This is a genomic window from Collinsella sp. i06-0019-1H4, assembly GCF_042849575.1.
GTDB lineage: Bacteria > Actinomycetota > Coriobacteriia > Coriobacteriales > Coriobacteriaceae > Collinsella.
In genome coordinates this window covers 1,125,174-1,142,260 of record NZ_BAABYB010000001.1, presented here as the reverse complement: position 1 = coordinate 1,142,260, position 17,087 = coordinate 1,125,174, and the positions used below count along the sequence as shown (strand labels likewise).

General features: G+C 60.2%; 14 protein-coding genes and 2 tRNA genes. 6 read left to right on the top strand and 10 right to left on the bottom strand.

From position 1 onward, the window contains the following. Position 1: 1 nt before the first annotated feature. On the bottom strand, positions 2 to 793 hold the full coding sequence (gene cobM / locus ACGHEN_RS04905) for a precorrin-4 C(11)-methyltransferase (protein ID WP_390397685.1): 792 nt from the start codon (positions 791 to 793) through the stop codon (positions 2 to 4). A gap of 458 nt (positions 794 to 1,251) precedes the next feature. Between cobM and ACGHEN_RS04900 the strand changes: the two genes are divergently transcribed. From ACGHEN_RS04900 to ACGHEN_RS04875, 6 genes are all read left to right on the top strand, one after another. Then, a complete protein-coding gene (locus ACGHEN_RS04900; RefSeq protein WP_055286465.1) occupies positions 1,252 to 2,178 on the top strand; it encodes a sirohydrochlorin cobaltochelatase in 927 nt (308 codons plus the stop codon). A 145-nt stretch (positions 2,179 to 2,323) separates the two neighbouring features. Then, entirely contained in the window at positions 2,324 to 2,857 is a 534-nt protein-coding gene (locus ACGHEN_RS04895) for a hypothetical protein (RefSeq protein WP_195363984.1), read from the top strand. A gap of 4 nt (positions 2,858 to 2,861) precedes the next feature. Further along, complete coding sequence (locus tag ACGHEN_RS04890; protein WP_349127969.1) at positions 2,862 to 4,433, top strand: ABC transporter substrate-binding protein; 1,572 nt, start codon at positions 2,862 to 2,864, stop codon at positions 4,431 to 4,433. Positions 4,434 to 4,455: 22 nt separating this feature from the next. After that, the gene (locus ACGHEN_RS04885; RefSeq protein WP_195503389.1) at positions 4,456 to 5,478 is read left to right on the top strand and encodes an iron ABC transporter permease; all 1,023 of its coding nucleotides are present in this window, start codon (positions 4,456 to 4,458) and stop codon (positions 5,476 to 5,478) included. A gap of 12 nt (positions 5,479 to 5,490) precedes the next feature. Beyond that, complete coding sequence (locus tag ACGHEN_RS04880) at positions 5,491 to 6,693, top strand: ABC transporter ATP-binding protein (protein WP_349074241.1); 1,203 nt, start codon at positions 5,491 to 5,493, stop codon at positions 6,691 to 6,693. A gap of 188 nt (positions 6,694 to 6,881) precedes the next feature. After that, positions 6,882 to 8,315 (top strand): radical SAM protein, encoded by a 1,434-nt coding sequence (locus ACGHEN_RS04875; RefSeq protein WP_390397680.1) that lies wholly within the window; start codon positions 6,882 to 6,884, stop codon positions 8,313 to 8,315. Between the two features lie 188 nt (positions 8,316 to 8,503). On the opposite strand, the gene ACGHEN_RS04870 is transcribed toward ACGHEN_RS04875, so the two are convergent. The 9 genes from ACGHEN_RS04870 to ACGHEN_RS04830 all read right to left on the bottom strand — a co-directional run bounded on the left by ACGHEN_RS04870 (position 8,504) and on the right by ACGHEN_RS04830 (position 16,781). Then, positions 8,504 to 9,115, bottom strand: a complete 612-nt coding sequence (locus ACGHEN_RS04870) for a TetR/AcrR family transcriptional regulator (protein WP_175406030.1) — start codon at positions 9,113 to 9,115, stop codon at positions 8,504 to 8,506. 116 nt (positions 9,116 to 9,231) lie between these two features. Next, the gene (locus ACGHEN_RS04865) at positions 9,232 to 10,539 is read right to left on the bottom strand and encodes a YbhN family protein (RefSeq protein WP_390397678.1); all 1,308 of its coding nucleotides are present in this window, start codon (positions 10,537 to 10,539) and stop codon (positions 9,232 to 9,234) included. Positions 10,540 to 10,689: 150 nt separating this feature from the next. Further along, a tRNA-Glu gene (locus ACGHEN_RS04860) sits at positions 10,690 to 10,766 on the bottom strand. A 22-nt stretch (positions 10,767 to 10,788) separates the two neighbouring features. Continuing rightward, positions 10,789 to 10,865 (bottom strand) — tRNA-Glu (locus ACGHEN_RS04855). 127 nt (positions 10,866 to 10,992) lie between these two features. Then, positions 10,993 to 12,387, bottom strand: coding sequence for a CCA tRNA nucleotidyltransferase (locus ACGHEN_RS04850; protein ID WP_138112438.1), 1,395 nt, complete (start codon positions 12,385 to 12,387; stop codon positions 10,993 to 10,995). Positions 12,388 to 12,551: 164 nt separating this feature from the next. Next, a complete protein-coding gene (locus ACGHEN_RS04845; RefSeq protein ID WP_138112436.1) occupies positions 12,552 to 13,484 on the bottom strand; it encodes a 1-phosphofructokinase family hexose kinase in 933 nt (310 codons plus the stop codon). A gap of 189 nt (positions 13,485 to 13,673) precedes the next feature. After that, positions 13,674 to 14,606, bottom strand: a complete 933-nt coding sequence (locus tag ACGHEN_RS04840) for a 1-phosphofructokinase family hexose kinase (RefSeq protein WP_055309489.1) — start codon at positions 14,604 to 14,606, stop codon at positions 13,674 to 13,676. A gap of 74 nt (positions 14,607 to 14,680) precedes the next feature. Next, positions 14,681 to 16,384, bottom strand: a complete 1,704-nt coding sequence (ptsP, locus tag ACGHEN_RS04835; RefSeq protein WP_390397673.1) for a phosphoenolpyruvate--protein phosphotransferase — start codon at positions 16,382 to 16,384, stop codon at positions 14,681 to 14,683. 133 nt (positions 16,385 to 16,517) lie between these two features. After that, positions 16,518 to 16,781, bottom strand: coding sequence for an HPr family phosphocarrier protein (locus ACGHEN_RS04830; protein WP_022094575.1), 264 nt, complete (start codon positions 16,779 to 16,781; stop codon positions 16,518 to 16,520). Between the last annotated feature and the right edge of the window lie 306 nt (positions 16,782 to 17,087).

The following is a 17,087-nucleotide window of genomic DNA, read 5'->3' as shown; positions in this document are numbered from 1 at the left end:
GCTAGCTGCTCGCCTTCCGATACCCCGTGGCAAACGAAGGGTCGTAAAGCTTGCTGCGCTCGTACGACTCTGCTTGCGCGCCGTTGTGCGAAAACCCGCCGCGAGCTCCGAGCACGCGGCCCACCACCACGAGCGCCGTGCGGTCGATGCCCTCTCGCGCGCCCGCATCGGCGAGCGTGCCCACTGTGCAGCGCACCACGCGCTCCTCAGACCAGGTCGCCTTGTACACGAGCGCGGCCGGCTCGTCGGAGCTGCGGCCCGCGGCCAAAAGCTCGGCGGAAAGCTCGGCGAGCATACCCGAGCTCAGGAAGATGACCATAGTCGAGCCACTTTCCGCCATGGTGCGCATGCCCTCGCCCGCGGGCATGGGGGTACGTCCGGAAAGCCGCGTGATCACGACCGACTGGCTGATTCCCGGCAGCGTGTATTCCTGGCGAAGCGCCGCCGCGGCACCGCAAAAGCTCGACACGCCGGGCACCACCTCGTAGTCCACGCCGCGCGCGTCGAGCGCGTCCATCTGCTCCTGGATGGCGCCGTACAGGCACGGGTCGCCCGTGTGCAGGCGCACCACGTCCTCGCCCCGCGCATCTGCCGCGCACATCACGTCGAGCACTTCCTCCAAGGTCATGTGCGCGCTGTCGTAGACGATGCAGGATTCCTTGCACTCAGCGAGCAGCTCGGGGTTCACAAGGCTTCCCGCCCAAACGACCACGTCGGCCGCGCGCAAAAGGCGCGCCCCGCGCAGCGTGATAAGGTCGGCGGCGCCCGAGCCAGCGCCAACGATATGAATCATCCGAGCCTTCCCTTCCCGTTTCTCATCGCAACCGTTTACGCTGCCATTCGCGCAGCGGCCAAAACACGGCGCCCGCAGCGGCAATCGGCGCAAATACGCAGGCAGGAGGCGCAATGCCGCCCGCCCTGGCTTTGACACGTTCAAAAGTGCCCACTATCATAGTAAAAGATTCGGCAACGAGCATATGACAATCGGATAAAAGGAAATGACCGGCGCGGCGCCCGCACAGCCCGCGCTGGCTTGCGGAGGGAACCAGGTGGGAATCCTGGGCAAGGGACATTACTGTATAGGACGCACGGGCGAACCGCCTCGCGCCCCAAGCCAGACTGCTTCGCCTTTTCCTCACGGCATCGCCGTGGCGTTAGCTCCTTGTGAACCCCGAGGGGTGCGCTTTTCTTTCGCTTGTGCCGACAAGCAACTGTCGCCGGGGGACCGGCAAACCGAGGAAAGGAAAAACCATGTCCGACCAGATGTCACGCCGCGGCTTCATGGGCGCCGCAGCAACCGGAGCCTTCGCGCTCGCCGGAGTCGCGCTCGCGGGCTGCTCCAACACCTCCGCGAGTTCCGAGAAATCGAGTGAAAAGGAGAAGGCCGTGAAGCCGGTCATCCTCGTCACGAGCTTCGGCACGAGCTACAACGACTCGCGCCACATCACCATCGGCGCCATCGAAGACGCTATCCGCGAGAAGTACTGGCAGGACTACGACATCCGCCGCGCCTTCACCGCGCAGATCATCATCGACAAGCTGAAGAAGCGCGACGGCATCACGATCGACAACATGACCGAGGCGCTCGACCGCTGCGTGGAAGACGGCGTGAAGGAAATCGTCGTGCAGCCGACGCATCTCATGGGTGGCCTGGAATACACCGACGTGAAAGACGAGCTCGACAAGTACGCCGACAAGTTCGACAAAATCTCGCTCGGCGACCCGCTGCTCACCTCCGACGACGACTACAAGAAGGTGGCCGCAGCCATTAAGGAGAACATGGCGTCCTTCGACGACGGCAAGACGGCGCTGTGCCTCATGGGCCACGGCACCGAAGCCGATTCCAACGCCGACTATGCCAAGATGCAGGAAGTGTTTAAGAACGAGGGCTTGACGCAGTTCTTCGTCGGCACCGTCGAGGCTGAACCGACCTGCGAGGATGTTATCGCCGCCGCGAGCGCCGCAGGCTACAAGAAGGCCGTGCTCGCGCCGTTCATGGTGGTCGCGGGCGACCACGCGAACAACGACATGGCAGACGAGACCGACCCCGACAGCTGGGCTGCGAAGTTCGTGGCTGCCGGCTTCGAAGTGACGTGCCTGCTCCAGGGTCTGGGACAGAACGTCGCGGTCGACGACATCTACGTCGCGCACGTGGACGACGCCATCGCCAAGCTGTAAACTCGCCGCGCACGGGGGCGCCGGTCGCGTCCCCGTGCAACGGGCATGCGCCTTCCCCGACTGACGGCGCATGCCCGTTGCATTCGCATCCCGCCCGCCCACCGCACGGCGCGGGCGGTCGAAGCGATTGAAAGGAACCCCCTCCATGTTGAAGAAAACCCTCGCCTTCGCCCTGTCGGCGGCGCTTTTCGCGTTCTCGCTCGCCGGCTGCGGCGGAAATTCAATCGACAGCGCAAAGGCAAGCGATGCCGATTCCCAGGAAAAGACCGAACAGGCGGCCGATGCGCCCGAGGGCGCAAGCGCTGCCCCCATCACCGCCGACAAGGTGGCCGACGGCACCTATCCGATCACCGTAGATTCCAGCTCGAACATGTTCAGGATTGTGGATGCCCAGCTCATCGTGGAAAACGGCTCCATGCACTGCGTGATGACACTTTCCGGCACGGGCTACGGCAAGCTCTTCATGGGCACGGGCGACGAGGCTGCCGCCGCGAGCGAGGCCGACTTCATCCCCTATGTGGAAAACGCGGAAGGCAAGTACACCTACGACGTGCCCGTTGATGCGCTCGACGAGGACACCGCCTGCGCCGCGTGGAGCATTAAAAGGGAGCGGTGGTACGACCGCACGCTCGTATTCGAATCCGCCGGCGTCGATCTGCGCGCCGACGCACTGAAGTAACGCCATGCGGTCGATTCTTCCCAAGGGGGAAAACAGGAAGCGCCGCAGCATCGCGGCGCGCGCGATCGCCTGCGTTCTCGTCGCCCTGCTCGCGCTTCCCTTCGCGGGGTGCAGTGCGAGCCCGAACGTGACCGGTGCCACGGCGGGCTCTCAGGAATACACTGTGAGCGTCTCGCTTTCCGGCGGGTCAGGGCGCGCAAGCATCGCCTCGCCCACCACAATTGTGAAGGATGGCGACACCTACACCGCGACCATCACCTGGTCGAGTTCGAACTACGACAAGATGACCGTCGACGGCGTGGACTACGCGCCCGTAAACGACGGCGGCAACTCCACGTTCGAGATACCCGTCACGCTCGACGAGGACATCGCCGTGTCGGCCGAGACCGTCGCCATGTCGACGCCGCACACCATCGACTACACGCTCCACTTCGACTCATCCACCATGAAGGAGAAATCGGGCGACGATGCAAGCGGCGGCTCCCCTGCGGGAACGGCTTCAAGCGCCGCGGCCGACTTCCACAACGCTGATTTGGGCTGCGGCTGGGAGCCGACGGGGGCGCTTCAGCTTGAATACGCCAAGCACTTCACTGTCGACGAGTTCGAAGGCGGCTTGCGGCTTATCTGCGTTTCGAACGGGGAGCGCTTCCTCGTGGTGCCGCAAGATGCGAAGGTACCTGACGGGTTGAGCTCCGACATCGCGGTCATAAGACGCCCCGCCGACAAGGTGTACCTCGTGTCGTCGGCGACGATGTGCCTGGTCGACGCGCTCGATGCGAACGACAATATCTTAATGTCGGGCACGAAGGCCGACGATTGCTCGGTCGCGGGCTTCAAAAGCGCGCTCGAAAGTGGGGCGATCGCCTACGGCGGCAAGTACAGCGCGCCCGACTACGAGCGAATATCGGCCTCGGGCTGCACGCTCGCCATCGAGAACACCATGATCAACCACACGCCCGATGTGAAGGAAAAGCTGCAGAAGCTCGGGCTCGTCGTGCTCACCGAACAGTCGTCGAGCGAGCCCGAAGCACTCGGACGCGTCGAGTGGATTAAGCTTTTCGGCGTCCTGTTCGACAAGGAAGAGGAGGCCGCGCACCTGTTCAACGAGCAGAAGGCCCGCGTCGAGCAAACGTCGGGGCTCGCGTCGTCAGGTAAAACCGTGGCGTATTTCTACATTAACTCGAACGGGGCCGCCGTCACGCGGCGGAGGGGCGACTACGTGGCGCAGATGATCGAGCTCGCAGGCGGCAGCTACGCGCTCGATGACGCACAGACGGCGTCGACGTCAGGTTCGTCAGTAACGCTCGAAATGGAGCGCTTCTATGCGACGGCGAAGGATGCCGACATCATCGTCTACAACGGCACCATCGACGAATCGGTTGCCACCTTGAGCGACTTCGTAAGCAAAAACGCGCTATTGTCGCAGTTCAAAGCCGTGAAGAACGGCAACGTCTGGGTCACAAGCGCCGACATGTACCAGCAGATGACTTCTACCGCCGACATTATCGACGAGCTGCACGGGGCGTTCACCGGCGATGACACGAGTGACTTCCATTATCTGAGGAAGCTCGGCTAGCGCCATGAGAAGCCGGCTTACCATGGCATACGACGAATCGGGGCGCGCCGCGCGGTGTCGCGTCGTGACGGCGCTGCTCGCTGTTGCCCTCATCGTGCTCGTCGGGGCCAACCTGTGCATCGGGAGCGTGCTCGTGCCCGCAGACCACATCCCCGACATCCTTTCGGGCGGCGCGGCCAATTCCATGGAAAGCCAGGTCATCTGGGAGATTCGCCTGCCGCGCGTGCTTTCAGCCATACTTCTCGGCGGGGCACTTTCGCTCTCCGGGTTCCTGCTGCAGACGTTTTTCAACAACCCCATCGCCGACCCGTTCATCTTGGGCGTCTCCTCGGGCGCAAAGTTCGTCGTCGCGCTTACGATGATCGTGCTTCTGGGCGCGAACCAGGCCATGTCCTCGCCGGTCATGGTGGCCGCAGCGTTTCTGGGATCGCTTATCACCATCGGCTTCGTGCTCCTCATCGCACGGCGCATAAGTTCCATGGCCATGCTCATCGTGGCGGGCGTCATGGTGGGATACATCTGCTCGGCGGCGACGAACTTCCTCATCGCCTTCGCCGACGACCAGTCCATCGTGAACCTGCACAACTGGTCTTTGGGTAGCTTCTCGGGTTCGAGCTGGGACGACGTCGCGGTCATCGCGGTCGTGGTGATCACCGTGAGCGCATGCGTATTCGCGATATCGAAGCCCCTTTCCGCCTTCCAGCTGGGAGAAGCCTACGCAAAAAGCGTCGGCGTGAACGTCGCACGCTTCCGCGTGGTGCTCGTCCTTCTAGCAAGCATGCTCTCCGCCTGCGTGACCGCGTTCGCTGGTCCGGTGTCGTTCGTAGGCATCGCGGTTCCGCATCTCGTTAAGTCGGCGCTGAAGTCGTCGAAGCCCATCCGCGTGATTCCTGCGTGCTTCTTGGGAGGCGCCATCTTCTGCGCGGGCTGCGATTTGATCGCACGCACGCTGTTCTCCCCCGTCGAGCTTTCCATCAGCGCCGTCACCGCCATCTTCGGCGCGCCGGTGGTTATCGCACTCATGTTGAAGAAGCGGGTGAGGTAGATGGGGAAATTCGTGCCGCAGCCCAAAACGCTCGGAGGGGAGTCGAACCTCGAAACCCCGGTCGAAACGCAGGCTGACGGAGCGCCGCTTTTCCGCATAAGCGACCTGTCGGCGGGTTACGACAAGAAGGTCGTAGTCGAAGGCGTCGATCTGGAGGTTCGCGCGGGCGACGTCGTGGCGCTCATCGGGCCGAACGGCTCGGGCAAGTCGACCATCTTGAAAACAATCACACGCCATCTGGCACCGCATGCCGGCACGGTCGAGCTCGACGGGCGAGAGATTTCCCGATGGAAGACGGCGGAGTTCGCAAGGAACCTTGCCGTCATGCTGACAGATCGCCCCCGGACCGAGCTCCTCACCTGCCGCGATATCGTAGAGGCGGGAAGGCATCCCTACACCGGGCGAATGGGCACACTCACGCCCGATGACCATAATCGGGTCGACGAGGCCATGAAAACCGCACATGTGGAAGGGCTCGCCGAGCGCGACTTCATGCAGATAAGCGACGGGCAACGCCAGCGCGTCATGCTCGCACGCGCCATCGCGCAGGATCCGCGTGTGCTCGTGCTCGATGAGCCCACGTCGTATCTCGATATCCGCTACCAGATCGACCTGCTGCGAATACTTCGCCACCTTGCGAAATCGCGGAATGTTGCTGTCATCATGTCCATCCACGAACTCGAGCTCGCGCAGAAAAGCGCCGACAAGGTGATTTGCGTGAAGGACGGCCGGGTCTTCCGCGCCGGCGCACCCGAGGACATATTCACGCGCGAGACGATTGGCGAGCTCTACGGCCTTCAACATGGCACCTTCAACGAGCGCTTCGGCAGCGTGGAAATTGGGCGCCCACACGGCGATGCGCACACGTTCGTCATCGCCGGCGCAGGTACGGGGTCAGCTGTGTTTCGCCAGCTCATCCGGCAGGGCAAGGCGTTCTACGCGGGCATTCTGCACGAAGGGGACATCGACTGCGAGCTCGCGCGCGACCTGGCGACGGAATGCGTGGCCGAGCGCGCCTTCGAGCCGATCGGGGATAAAACCATAGCCCGCGCCAAAGAGCTCCTCGTCCACTGCGCGCGCCTTATCGTGTGCCCCGCCGCCTTCGGCACCATAAACGCCCGCAACGCAGAGCTCGTCGAGTTCGCACGATCGCATGGTATCGAGGTAATGCAAGCGTGCGAAGGCGCATCGGAGGATTCCAATGGATACGCCTAGGCGCGGTCCAAGAAATCGTCCGCATCCCCATCTGACACTATTTCACCGCAACTTAGAAGGTGTCGGCGTATAACGCTTCACCCCAAATTAAATTGATTCGTTGAATAGACACACTACAAATCTTTAGACTTCGTTTAATCCACAAGTGGGTATTATCACACATTAAGCACACGTGAAAGGATATACCCATGTCGCTTACACGGTCAGCAGAGCGTGCAGCGCTCAACAAGCTCATCGATTATCTCGACGACAACCCGCAAGAAAACATCGACAAAATCATGGGCCTCGTGAACAAGCTGGTCCCCAATCGCGTATTTCCTGTACAGCGAGAGGCATTCACCAATGTCATCAAGAGCCGCGGCAATTGGTATGACCTGATCATGCGTGTGTTCAGCCTTAATCCCCAGATGCGAACCAAACTGCTTAAGACCCTCATTGTCGACGCCAACCTGCTAGCTTGGCCAGAGCAGGAAAAGAACCGCGAAAAGTACCAGTGCAACGTTCCGTGGGCCATCCTGCTCGATCCCACGAGCGCCTGCAACCTGCATTGTACGGGCTGCTGGGCCGCCGAGTACGGCTACAAGCAGAATCTCTCGTTCGAAGACATCGACTCTATCGTTACGCAGGGCAAAGGGCTCGGTACGCATATCTACATCTATACCGGCGGCGAGCCGCTCGTCCGCAAGCACGACCTGATCAGAATTTGCGAAAAACATCAGGACTGCGTGTTTCTCTGCTTTACCAACTCCACGCTGATCGACGAGGCCTTCTGCGACGATATGATTCGCGTAGGTAATTTTGTCCCCGCCATCAGCGCCGAGGGCAATGAGCACACCACCGACGCCCGTCGCGGCGAGGGTACCTACGCAAAGATCGAGCACGCCATGAAACTCCTGCGCGAGCGCGACTTGCCGTTTGGTATCTCCACCTGTTGGACCAGCGCCAATGCCGATACGGTTGCTACCGAGGAGAACATGGACTGGATGATCGGCGAGGGAGCACTCTTCTGCTGGTACTTCCACTTTATGCCGGTTGGCCGCAATGCAACCCCCGAGCTCATGCCCACGCCCGAGCAGCGCGAGCACATGTATCACTTTATCCGCGAAATGCGTGAGAAGAAGCCGCTGTTTACGCTCGACTTCCAAAACGACGGCGAGTTTGTAGGCGGATGTATCGCCGGCGGCCGCCGCTACCTGCACATCAACGCCGCCGGAGACGTGGAGCCGTGCGTGTTCATCCACTACTCAAACGCCAACATCCACGATGTGAGTTTACTCGACGCGCTGCGCTCTCCCCTCTTTATGAAGTACTACGAGAACATGCCGTTTAACGACAACTACCTCAAACCATGCCCCATGCTCGAGAATCCCGACGTGCTGCCCAAACTGGTCGCCGAGAGTGGCGCAATGAGCACCGACCTAATCGAGAAGGAGTCACCCGAGCAGCTGCGCGAAAAGACCCAGGCTGCCGCCGAGGCATGGTCACCTGTCGCCGACCGCATCTGGAACGACTCCGACGATCCGTTATACGCCAAGCGTCACGAGGACAAGTCGCAGGGCATGGCCGATAGCGACATGCACAAGTTCGAAAAACAGGGCCGCATACTCAAAAACGACGATTAATGCTGCCCTACACGACAAACGCTCAGAAATGAAGCGGAGCAGTCTCGAGGCTCATCTTCGAGGCTGCTCCGCCTTACCATCAAAACAGTTTTACTAAGTTGCGGTGAAATAGGGACCAGAACGGCCTTCCAATAACCAAAACGATCCCTATTCCACCGCAACTTCTATAAGTTGTTGAATTATCGATGCTATTCGAAGCGAGATTCCAGACTCGACAGACCGTTGAGAGTCAGATCGTTGGCGACCCCAGAGACGCGCTCGATAGGAACCGAACCGTCAGACAGCGCCCACGTGCGATAGATACCGATAATACCCGACAGCAAAAACGCCAGATAGTAGTCGAACATCTCGTCCTTGAGACCTTGGGGCAGCAGATCGCGTTCGGCAATCTCGTGCTCGAGCGGCGCACGAAGACGAGCCATAAAATCATCGAGCGGAATGTTCTCGATCAGCTGACGATTGAGCACCAAGTTGTTGCACAGTGCCTCGTTAACGGTTTTAAAGAAGGTCGCCGCCGCGCCCAGGGCGCGCTCGTTGGTGTCGCCGTCCATGGAAGCAAGCGTTTTCTCGACCGAGTCGACAATCATCTCCACCACATCGACGGCAATGGCATCGAGCAGGCCGTCAACCGTGCCAAAGTGAACGTAAAAGGTCTTGCGGTCGACATTGGCCTCGCGCGCGATGGCACTCACCGTAATGTCTGCCAGCGGCTTTTCCATGAGCAGGCGCTCGAAAGCGGAAAGGATGGCATTGCGGCTGCGAACGATGCGGCGGTCAAGACGCGGTTTGCTGGTTGCCATGGGCATGTCCCTTCGATATGCGAGCATTCATCAACAGATGAGAGATAATCTACGTAAGAGGATTATCCCCCATACAGTACAAATATGCCCCGCATCATGAAGAACGCACGACTGCCCTACTGCGACTTAGGGTGCTTCTTCTTATTGAGTGCCGACGGAGATACGCGAATACCATCGCCTGTCTGGCGCACATAGGCCTTATGAGCCGGCTTAGCGGTCCCAGAAGCCTTCTGAGCCTGCTTCTTGGGATCAACGGTAACAGCATTCGTGGGGTGCGGCTTAGTGGGCGCAGAGGGCGTCTGAGGCGTGCGGCCGAGCTTGCGCATCACGCGATCCCAGCGCGCATGGATGCTCTCGTTGTGGGCGCTCTTAAGTCCCAACAGGGGCGCAGCCAAAATGGTCGGCGCAATAAACGTAATGAGACGCCACAGCAGATAGCCGGCGGTCGAAGCCGACCCAAAGAAATGACCCAAGAACAATGCAAAGCCGCCCTCAGCGCCACCAGTTCCACCGGGCAGGGGGACCGCAGAGCTCAACAGCTGGACAAAGGCGCTCGCGGCCATGACCGAGAAAAAGTCGACCTCATGGTGGCCAAAGGCAAGCATCAGGAAATACGGCACGAGGTAGAAAAACGCGAGCTGCAGCATGGTGATGACCACCGTGAGCAGCATGGACGAAAAGTGGCCAGCCGAAAGCTTGAACTTCTCAGAGAACGAGTAGATCTCGCCATCGACAAACGTGCGCCAACCCTCGATCTTAGTGGCCGAGACACCAATGCGCTCGAGCCAATTGATGATGCAATGGGCGACGCGCGTGACGGTCTTAGGCATGAGCGCGACGGCGAAGATGCCAAGCAAGATGCAGCAGTGCCCACCAAAGCTAAAGACACACAGCAGCGTCATGTCGCCATAGCGCTCGGCAAAAAAAGGCATGCGAGCAAGCAGTAGGATAGCGCCCCAGGCAACGAGGCCAAACTGATACACGATAAAGCGCGTGAACTGCGTGGCGCCGGCCTCGCCCACGTTTTGGCCGGCCTTGGTCAGGCGATAGATCTGAGCCGGGGTGGAGCCCATCATCATGGGCGTCAGGTTGCCAAAGAAGATGCCACTCGCCTCGACCGAGATCAGGTCGCGGATGCCGACGGGCGAATTGGGATCGAGCCAGACGGCAATCGCATAGGCCACAATGCCAAAGAACAGGTACATGAACATGCAAAGACACGCGACAATGAGCCATGACGCCTGGACGCTCGACATAGCGGCCCAGAACTGCCCCATCTGCCCGGTTACCACCAGATAGACGATATAACCTACCAGCACGACGCCGATAAAGATGGCGCCGCGGCGTGCGCTCTTATTGTCATCTCCGCCCGAGGCCTCAACCTCGACCTGGGGCTTAGACGTATGCTGAGAGGACTCCGTCATGAGACTCCTTCTAACAGTCAAAATATCTTGGATATTGTACCCGTAAGGGCCATAGGCAGAACGCAAAGCTCTGGTTCAAACGGGAATTGCAGACGGTTGTTTAAAAATAAAAAACCCGGCCTTCCATAGGAAGTCCGGGTATCAGATGCGTGGTAGCCCGTACCAGATTCGAACTGGTGATCTCCGCCTTGAGAGGGCGGCGTCCTAAACCGCTAGACGAACGGGCCATAAGCCTCAGCAGAAAAGAAGTGGTAGCCCGTACCAGATTCGAACTGGTGATCTCCGCCTTGAGAGGGCGGCGTCCTAAACCGCTAGACGAACGGGCCACATGACATCTGCACTGCCGTGCTGCGGGGTAATATATTACGGGACAAAAAACGTCAGCGCAAGAAGAAATTCCAAATTGCCGAAAAATTGTCGGCAGGTTATGGAACACGCAGGTAAACTAGGTAGCTAATTCAAGTTGAGATGGACCAAAAGAGCTTCGCGATCGTTGGGAATGTTGTCTTCGATCACGGCGTCGAGGGCGGAGTTGAGAAGCTGCCCCAGTTCCGGCCCGGGCTTGACTCCAGCACGGATCAGGTCGCCGCCGTTGATGGCGAGCATCTTGAGCGTATAGGGCTCCCCCGCCCTCAGCAGCTCGTGCGCCATCGCGCGCATCTCCTCAATCGTCTCAACGTAATAGAAGCACGATGGGGCCTTGCCAAGCGTGTCAGCACGCTTGAGGTCCATGAGCTCGTCAATCAGGCGGGCCGTGTCGACGCCCTCACCCGAAAGCGCGCGCATCATATTGAGCAGGCAGGAGCGCTCGGGGCGCAGCGGCTTATCGTGATATTTGATGAGCAGGCAAACGTCGCGCACCAGGTCGTGCGAGAGTGCCAGGCGATCCATAATGACGCGCGCTTTCTTGGCGCCGAGCTCGGGATGACCGTAGAAGTGTCCGCTGCCGGCGTGATCGACCGTAAAGCACTCGGGCTTGGAGACATCGTGCAAAAACGCCGCCCACATAAGGCTCGACGATGGCGCGACGCCGTCGCACAGCGCCAGCTCCCCTGCCACCGTCAGCACACGGGCGATATGCTCGTAGACGTTAAACGCATGATAGACACTTCGCTGATCAAACCCGCGACCCGCTGCCAACTCGGGCACAGCGGCGCAGATGAGCTCAGGGTAGCGCAACATGGCGTCTCCCCCGTGACCGGTCGAAAGAATGCCCTCGAGCTCAATACCCACACGCTCACGCGCCACGGCATCGAGCAGCGGCGCGCACTCGGCAAGCGCACGCTTGGTCTCGGGCTCAATCATAAAGTCCAGACGGCAGGCAAAGCGCACCGCACGCAGCATGCGCAGGGCGTCCTCGTTAAAGCGACGCTTGGGATCGCCGACAGCGCGAATCAGCTTGCGCTCCAAGTCACCCTGGCCGTCGTAGCGGTCGACAAGCCCGCGCTCGGGATGCCAGGCCATGGCATTGACGGTAAAGTCGCGGCGCGCCAGATCGTCCTCGAGCGAGGCGGCACGCTCCACACTCTGGGGATGGCGACCATCGGTGTAAAAGCCATCCAGACGGTACGTGGTGACCTCGATACGCTCGCCATCGGAAATAGCCGTGATTCCGCCAAATTTAATGCCCGACTCCACAACCGCGATGCCGGCGGCCTCGAGCGCCGCTTTGGACTCCTGCCACAGGCCGCTACAGCACATATCAACATCGTGGCTGGGGTACCCCATCAGGGCGTCGCGCACCCAACCGCCCACGTACCAAGCCTCAAGACCAGCCGCCTCAAGCGCGCGCAGGACGCACAGGGACGCATCGGACGGTTGAGTACCGTTGAGCGAAACATTGCACATGCCTATGGCCTCCTGCGACTATCAAATTGGCTATCGATTGCGTCTGCAAGAAGTCTAGCAAGAAACAGCCTCCACTGCACATGCAAGTCCGATAAACAAAAACGCATCCGTCCTAGTCTAAGACGGATGCGAAATAATCAAACTATTCAGACAAGGTGCCGGAACTAGCAGACCTGGCGAACCTCGATGTGCTTCTTATATTCGTCCACCTTGGCAAAATCACCCAGACCGGGGCACTCGACCACGTTGGCGCCAGTGGCCATCGAAAGGCGCAGGGCGTCCCCGACGCGCTCGGGGGCGTCGTGCCACACGGACAGGAAGGCAGCGAGCGAGGAATCGCCGGCGCACACCGTCGACAGCAGCTTGACGTCGAAGGTGCGGTTGGCAAACCAGATATGCTCGCCGTTGGAGAAGTACGCACCGGCGCCACCAAGGGTCAGCAGCACGTTCTTGGCGCCCTTGGCGTGCAGCTCGGCCATAGCGCCCTTGACGGACTCGTCGTCGCCACCGCTCACCTTGATGCCAAAGATGTCAAGCAGCTCGTCGTCATTGGGCTTGATCAGCAGTGGCTCCAGAGCAATGAGGTCTGCCAGCTGATGGCTCGAGATGTCGAGGACGAACTCGGCCCCCTTGGCCTTGACACGGCGCAGGACCTCGGCCAAGAAGCCCTCGGAAGTGTTGGGAGGCAGCGAGCCGCTGATGACCAGGCAGGTCATGTCATCGAGCGAATCGATAAGTTCAAACATCTCCTGCTCGTTGGCCTCATTGATGGCGGCACCGGCATTGACCATGTTGTACTCGGTGTCGGGACCGGCGTTGAGGAACACATTGACGCGTGTAATACCGTCGGTCCACACGGGCTTGACGGGCACGCCCAGGGCCTCGGCGCCCTTGACGATGAACTCACCCGAGAAGCCGGCGAAGAAACCCAGGATCGTGGTGTCGACACCATAGTGGTCAAGCGTAAACGAGACGTTGAGGCCCTTGCCGTTGGGCGTGTAGACGGCATTGCGGGTACGCGTGACGGTATTGGCAGTAAGGCCGTCGCAGGCGATGTTGTAGTCAATGGCGGGATTTGCAGTGAGCGTGTAAATCATGGATGTTCCTTTCACGAAACAACGTGTTAATGAAAGTATATTCCACGCATCGGTAAAAGGCTAGGACAACTCGGTGAACGGTGTGGAAGCGATGAAGTACGGCAGGACACCTCTCCCCCATGGCGGAACAAAAAAGGCGCCCCGACCGAAACCGGGGCGCCGCATGCGCACGAATATGTCGCGATTCGATTACTGACGATCGAGCTTGCGGACGGCAACGCGCTTGCTGTACTCATCGACGTGACCAAAGTCGCCAATGCCGACGGACTCGGCAACGTTGGCGCCGGTGGCCATAGCGAGCTTCATGGCCTCCTCGACGTTGTCGCGATCCCTGTACCACTTGTGCAGGAACGCAGCGAGGGTGCAGTCGCCGGCGCAGACGGAAGAGACCAGCTTAATGTTGAACTCACGCTTGGCGTACCAGATGTCCTCGCCGTTGGAGAAGTAAGCGTCGCCGCGGCTACCACGGGTGAGCAGCACGTTCTGAACGCCGGCGTCGTGAGCCATCTTCATGGCAACGCGGACCTCGTCGTCGGTGTCGACCGGCACGCCGAAGATGGCCTTCATCTCGTGATGGTTCGGCTTGATGAGCAGCGGCTTCTTGTGAGCGAGCTCCTTGAGCTTGTCGGAGGACAGGTCCAAGACGACATCGGCGCCACGAGCCTGAGCGTGCTCCATGACCTTAGCCAGGAAGTCAGGCGTAGCTTTGGGAGGCACGGAGCCGGAAACGATCAGGCACTCGAGATCGCCCGCGGTGTCCAGGATGTTGTAGAGCTCCTCCTGGTGCTGCGGCGTGATCGGAGCACCCGGGTTCAGGATGCCGTACTCGTGCTGGCCATCGTTGACATAGGTGTTAATGCGCGTGATACCGTCGGTCCAGACCGGGCGGCAGAGGCAACCCAGGTTCATGACCTCCTCGACGATGAACTTGCCCGTGAAGCCGGCGAAGAAGCCGAGCGCGACGGTGTCGACGCCCATCTTCTTAAAGGCGAAGGACACGTCGAGGCCCTTGCCGTTAGCCGTGTAGCTGGCCGAGCCGGTGCGGACGTTCTCGTCGGGCTCAAGCGGAGAGCTCGAAACCGTCATGTCGACAGCCGGGTTAGCGGTTAGCGTGTAGAACATTTACAGTACCCCCTGTATATGTGAGGGCCGCGTGGCCGGCCCATTCCAACCACGCGGTTACCTCTGATACCAAATTAGCGAGCTGCGGACTCGAGCAGTGCCTTGACCTCGGCGGCGGTGTTGCAGGCGAGTGCCTTCTCGGCGAGCTCGTCGCACTCGGCCTTGGTCCACTGGCTGATGGTCTTGCGGGCGCGCAGGATCGACGGAGCGCTCATCGAGAACTCCTCCAGGCCCCAGCTGATCAGCAGCGGCTCGAGCAGTGGATCGGCAGCGGCCTCGCCGCACATACCGACCATGATGCCGGCCTTCACGCCGCTCTCGATGATGTTCTTGAGCGAGCGGAGCACGGCGGGATAGTAAACCTGGTACAGGTTGGAGATGGTGTCGTTACCACGGTCGGCGCACATGGTGTAGCCGATCAGGTCGTTGGTGCCGATGGAGAAGAAGTCGGCGACCTCGGCAAGACGGTCAGCGAGCAGCGAAGCGGCGGGCGTCTCGACCATGATGCCGACCTCGATGTTCTCGTTGAACTTGCGACCCTCTTCGGTCAGCTCGGCCTTGCACTGCTCGACGAGCTCCTTGACAGCCATGACCTCCTCGACGCAGGTGACGAGCGGGATCATGATCTTGACGTCACCGAAGGCGCTGGCGCGCAGCAGGGCGCGGAGCTGGACCTTGTACTGATCGGGATTTGCCAGGCAGTAACGCACGGCGCGGAAGCCCATGAAGGGGTTGTCTTCCTTGACCATGTGCAGATACGGAATCTCCTTGTCGCCACCCACATCGAGCGTGCGGATGATGACGGGAGCGCCCTTGAGCGCACTGGCAACCTTGCGATAGGCGTTGAACTGCTCCTCCTCGGAAGGAAGCTCAGCAGAGTCCATGAACAGGAACTCGGAGCGGAACAGACCGATAGCCTCGGCGTCGTGATCGAGCGCGTTGGGCACGTCATCGGGGTTACCGATGTTGCAGGCAATGATCTTCTTGATGCCATCGGCAGTCACAGAAGGCTTGCCGCGGAAGGCCTCGAGGGCTGCCTTCTCGGCAGCGAAGGCCTCGGCCTTGGCGGTGTAGGCGGCGAGCGTCTCCTCGTCGGGATCGGCCTCGACGATGCCCTTGCCACCGTCGACGACAACGGTCATGCCGTTGCGCAGTGCGGTGCAGCTGTTGGAAACCGAAAGGACAGCCGGGATCTCGAGGGCGCGCGCGATAATCGCGGAGTGCGACGTACGGCCACCGGTCTCGGTGACGATACCGGCAACGTGGGCCTTATCGATCGTGGCGGTCATGGACGGCGTAAGGTCGTGCACGACAACGACGGTGTTCTCGGGCAGGACGGAAAGGTCGACGACCTCCTTGCCCAGCAGCTCGGCCAGAATACCGGTGCGGATGTCGGCGATATCGGCCGCGCGCAGACGGAACATCTCGTCGTCCATGGACAGGAACATGTTCTCGAACATGGTCGAGGTGTCCATGAGCGCCTGCTCGGCGCAGGTGCCGCCGTCAATGGCGGCGTTGATGGCGTCGGTCATGCCCGGGTCCTGAGCCAGGACGATGTGTCCGCTCATGATCTCGGCCTCGGCCTCGCCCACCGTCTCCTTCATGTGGTCGGCCTGAGCCTGGGTCTTCTCGCAGAAGACCGAAAGAGCGGACTGATAGCGCTCCTTCTCTGCTGCCGAATCAGCAACCTGGTGCGGCTCAAACGTCAAGTCGGGATCGACGGCGACCATAACGGTGCCGATACCGATGCCCTCGGAAGCGTTGACTCCCTGATACATTCCCATTCCTCTCTCCGTGTCATGTGATAAAGCGTTTTGCCATATCCATGACAAAAGAGCGCAGTTACCTTAAAACAGGTCACTGCGCCCCCAAATATGAACTTAGTTGTTCAACATGCGACCCGTTTGAGTTCTACTCGCCAAGACCGCTCTTGATAAGCTCGATGGCAGCAGCCAGAGCCTCGGCCTCGTCAGCGCCGTCGCACTTGACCTCGACCTCGGTGCCGCAGGGGATACCAGCAGCCATGAGGGCCATCGGGGACTTGCCGTTGACCTCCTTCTCGGGGGTGACGACCGTCACGTCGCAGGCGTACTTGCCCATGGTGGAGGCGAAGAGGCCAGCCGGACGCATGTGAAGACCCTGAGGATTAACGAGGGTAGCCTTCTCAGAAACCATAATTGACTCCTTTTTGTGTTTAACCCCTGTCAGCCATGCGACAGGAGCCATATTCACGACGTTGTTTATATTAACTCACATCAAACTGTTTTTCATTGTGTTTCGCACGAATTATTGGACGGATGTCGTTGCTGGCCGCTTGCCTGCCGGGCGGGGCGGTTAAGTTTGCTGCTCTACAGTCCTGCGCATGACGGAAAGCACATTAAGTGCTTTCCTTTGCGTGCGGAACTCGCGACAAACTTAACCGCCCCGCCCGGCAGGCAAGCTGCGGAAACTTGGTCGGTCCAGAGTAATATCGTGAGAACG